Source organism: Xenorhabdus sp. IM139775 (genome assembly GCF_028598745.1).
In the GTDB taxonomy this organism is placed as follows: Bacteria; Pseudomonadota; Gammaproteobacteria; order Enterobacterales; family Enterobacteriaceae; genus Xenorhabdus.
Map to the genome: position 1 here is coordinate 1 of NZ_JAQRFK010000143.1, position 2,968 is coordinate 2,968.

At 47.9% G+C, this 2,968-nt stretch carries 4 protein-coding genes; all 4 read right to left on the reverse strand.

The genetic code is table 11. The annotated features are described in order from the left end of the window. Positions 1-309: 309 nt before the first annotated feature. The 4 genes from PSI17_RS16315 to PSI17_RS16335 are packed head-to-tail and all read right to left on the reverse strand — an operon-like array spanning position 310 to position 2,925. Positions 310-795: a hypothetical protein gene (locus tag PSI17_RS16315; RefSeq protein ID WP_273552967.1), complete on the reverse strand. Its 486-nt coding sequence runs from the start codon at positions 793-795 to the stop codon at positions 310-312. 21 nt (positions 796-816) lie between these two features. Next, positions 817-1,599, reverse strand: a complete 783-nt coding sequence (locus tag PSI17_RS16320) for a DUF4123 domain-containing protein (protein WP_273552968.1) — start codon at positions 1,597-1,599, stop codon at positions 817-819. Beyond that, positions 1,596-2,216 carry a bacteriophage T4 gp5 trimerisation domain-containing protein gene (locus PSI17_RS17495; protein ID WP_443256041.1) on the reverse strand — a complete coding sequence of 207 codons (621 nt, stop codon included), beginning with the start codon at positions 2,214-2,216 and terminating at the stop codon, positions 1,596-1,598. The genes PSI17_RS16320 and PSI17_RS17495 overlap by 4 nt, the downstream gene beginning before the upstream one ends. Continuing rightward, positions 2,149-2,925 (reverse strand): contractile injection system protein, VgrG/Pvc8 family, encoded by a 777-nt coding sequence (locus tag PSI17_RS16335; protein WP_273552971.1) that lies wholly within the window; start codon positions 2,923-2,925, stop codon positions 2,149-2,151. The genes PSI17_RS17495 and PSI17_RS16335 overlap by 68 nt, the downstream gene beginning before the upstream one ends. Positions 2,926-2,968: the final 43 nt, after the last annotated feature.

Sequence of the window (2,968 nt, forward strand, 5' to 3'; positions counted from 1 at the left end):
ATAAATGATGGACATTATTTTCCCCGAACCGGAGGTTTAATAGAAATCAGGTAGTTACGTGAGGAAAGCAATAGAAGTCGGTGGTTGATAGTAAAAAGGGGAATGTGGGCAAAAAATCGGCATGTTTTTAGTTCAATTAATGCTCAATGTGCCTATTTATAAGGGATTAAAGAGAGGTGGTTGAAATTAAATCAAAAACAGGCAATTACACAAATTCAGATACAGGGTCATGCCGCGTGTTTTGATAAAAGAATCATACAGTGATTTTTCTCGATTTAAATGGCACACTTTTTCAATTCACGCGGCGCGCTACACCTGCATTTCCAACACATGCCTTCGTTTAAGTTGAGATGTGCTGAAACCTTTTAATGTCGAATTTTTAAAGTGTTCAGATAATTTCAATTCGTCTTCTTGCCAGCCTTTAATCTTAGGGTATGCATCACTGAGCATACCCAACGTAATATATTGGTATTCATGCCCGTCCAATATAGCCGTTGGCTTAACAGGGGAATTGGCCTCGCCAGTTTGCTGACGAGGAATTCGTTTAACTATTTCATCGGCAAGAGGCTGTGCTGTAACAGATAGCGTCACTGGCATGGGGGGAAGATCTTCTTCACGTAATAAGCCATTCCCATCTGTGGTACCCGTTCGCACAATGCTTTTATTCCCTCGGCTTGTCAATTTATAAGGTATCCCTGACAGAGGTTTACCTTCTTCATCAACTAATTGAAATTCAACCCAGTGTTTCAGTATCTTTTGGCAATCAATGCAATCCGTCGGTTCTAACTGACTCATTCTTTTCTTCCTTAATTCAACTTAAATTTCTTTGTTAAGTACAACCTGTGGGTTATCGGTCATAAAATGTTCAACAGTGAGTTTGTTCAGGTTCTGTTTTTCATCTCTCGCCTGTTTCAGCCACGCCACAAGACTGTTTTGCAATTGCCCTTCCGGTTCATCCAGTTTGAGTGCTAATTCGGAGTTTTCCTCCCAAAGCTGACAATTTAAGGCATAAGCCAGATTCTTGAGGGTGGTATCGGTTGAGTAACGGGCTTCAATCAGATGATCACCCAGCACAAATAAATTCTCTGTTAACTCCTGAGGGCAATTTTCTGGGCGGTAATAACAATACGGGTCGGGCGTATCGATCATCAGTTCATTGACCGGAGTTAAGAGTTCACGCCAGTCACCCGGTTGCAGAGCGGGCAGCAGAGGTGTGAAAACACGGTTATCCATCAGACGTAAAACAACCACTTGCCCGCGCAGTAAAACCTGTTGATGTAACCGCCAGTGTTCTAACTGAAATGACCACGGCAACGTGCTGCGATAAGCCCAGCCCCAGCTATTATCGCTGAATTCGTGTTTATCCAGCAGCAGAGCCAGTTCCGGCAGGCACTTGGCTTTGGGTTGAATCAGCCACGGGCTTTGTTCCAGCATGGCATTCATCGGTGTACCGCTGTAGAGCGGAAAAGCCTGCTCTGTCCAGCCATTGAGATAAAAGGTCTGGACGGGGTTCGGCTTCGCCAGACTGTTGACCAAAAAATAACAATCGCCTTTGTCTTGCTGTGACAGCCAGCTTTTCCAATCGGTCGGTTCCATCATGCTTCTTCTGCTCCTGTGATAATCCAGTTTTCTTCTTGCTGTGCGAGAATGGCACAGGTAGGTTTGGCGGCAAATTCCACCTCCGGCAATGGCTCCACGCCTTCCGGCAGTTGCAAGGAAATCCCGCGCCCGCTGCCGCCTGAACCCTGCCCGACACTTATCGGTGAAGACAAAATCCCGCCCGGCGTGATTTTCAGAAAACTGCCGCCCACTTTCAGGGTGATTTCTGCCGCGGCTTCCAGCACCACTTTACCGCCGCTTTTCAGGTGGATTTCCTGACCGCTGTCAATCACCGTGGCATCACCGGTCTGGAGATGCTGGCTGCCCGCAATTCGGTGCGACACATCCCCTTCGGTGGTGATTTTGCGCGAACCGGCAACCTGATGATGATCATCGGCGCGGATATCGTGGTAACGGTTGTTGTCAATGCGTTGCTTCTGGTCATGTTTGATATGCCAGTACGCATCGTTTTCAATATGGGCGGTAAAATCTTTCTGGCCGTGGATATAGATCTCTTCACTGCCTTTGGCATCTTCAAACCGCAGTTCGTTAAAGCCCTTGCCCTTGTGCGTCTTGGTTTTGAAGGTGGTGCGGGTTTTCTGGGTTGAAATCTTTATGAAAACTGCGTTGCGGACTCATTCCCACTCCCAGACGCACCTGATAAATGGTCTCTGTCCCATGCGCAGTTTCCGGCTGCGGCTGGTAAAGCAGCGGCAGCCCGGCGGTCATTCCCAGATGGCTGTCGCTGAAAAACAGGGTTTCATCCTCAAACCAGAAGCTGATCCCCTCTTCCGCTGCCAATCGGCTGAAAAACCCATAGTCCGATTCCCGCTTCTGGGTCACATATTCCCGGTCCTGATGGGGATCGTAGAGTTTCGAATCAGTGCGGACTTTATGCTTTTTCAACAGGCTATTCAGGATGGCAGGCACATTTTGCTGATGGAAAATCCGGCTGTCCTGATTGAGCGTCAGGCGCCAGAGCGCAGGCCGCACCGTCACGGTATAAAGCGTTTTATTCCCATCGGTGCCCGCCCAGTCCGCATGGGAAACAATGCCGGTAATTTTGCGTTGCCGTGTTACGCCGTTAAATACCTGTAACACCGCTTCCTGCATCAACAGGGCGGTTAAATCGATTTCCGGCTTTGGTTTAAAGGGATTGTCGGGCAGCGATTGAACCAGCGTCAGATTGAGGGTAAACAGTTCAGATAACCCTTTCTGAAGAGAAAATTCCCCCACGGCAAAGGGGGTTTCAGGCAGGCCGGCTATCTGAAACGTAAAGCGTAATCCGCTTTTGGCCGCCGTTAACCCGTTCATTATGTTTATCATATTTTGCTCCTTGTTATGATCCCTGACGAATTACATTTCCATG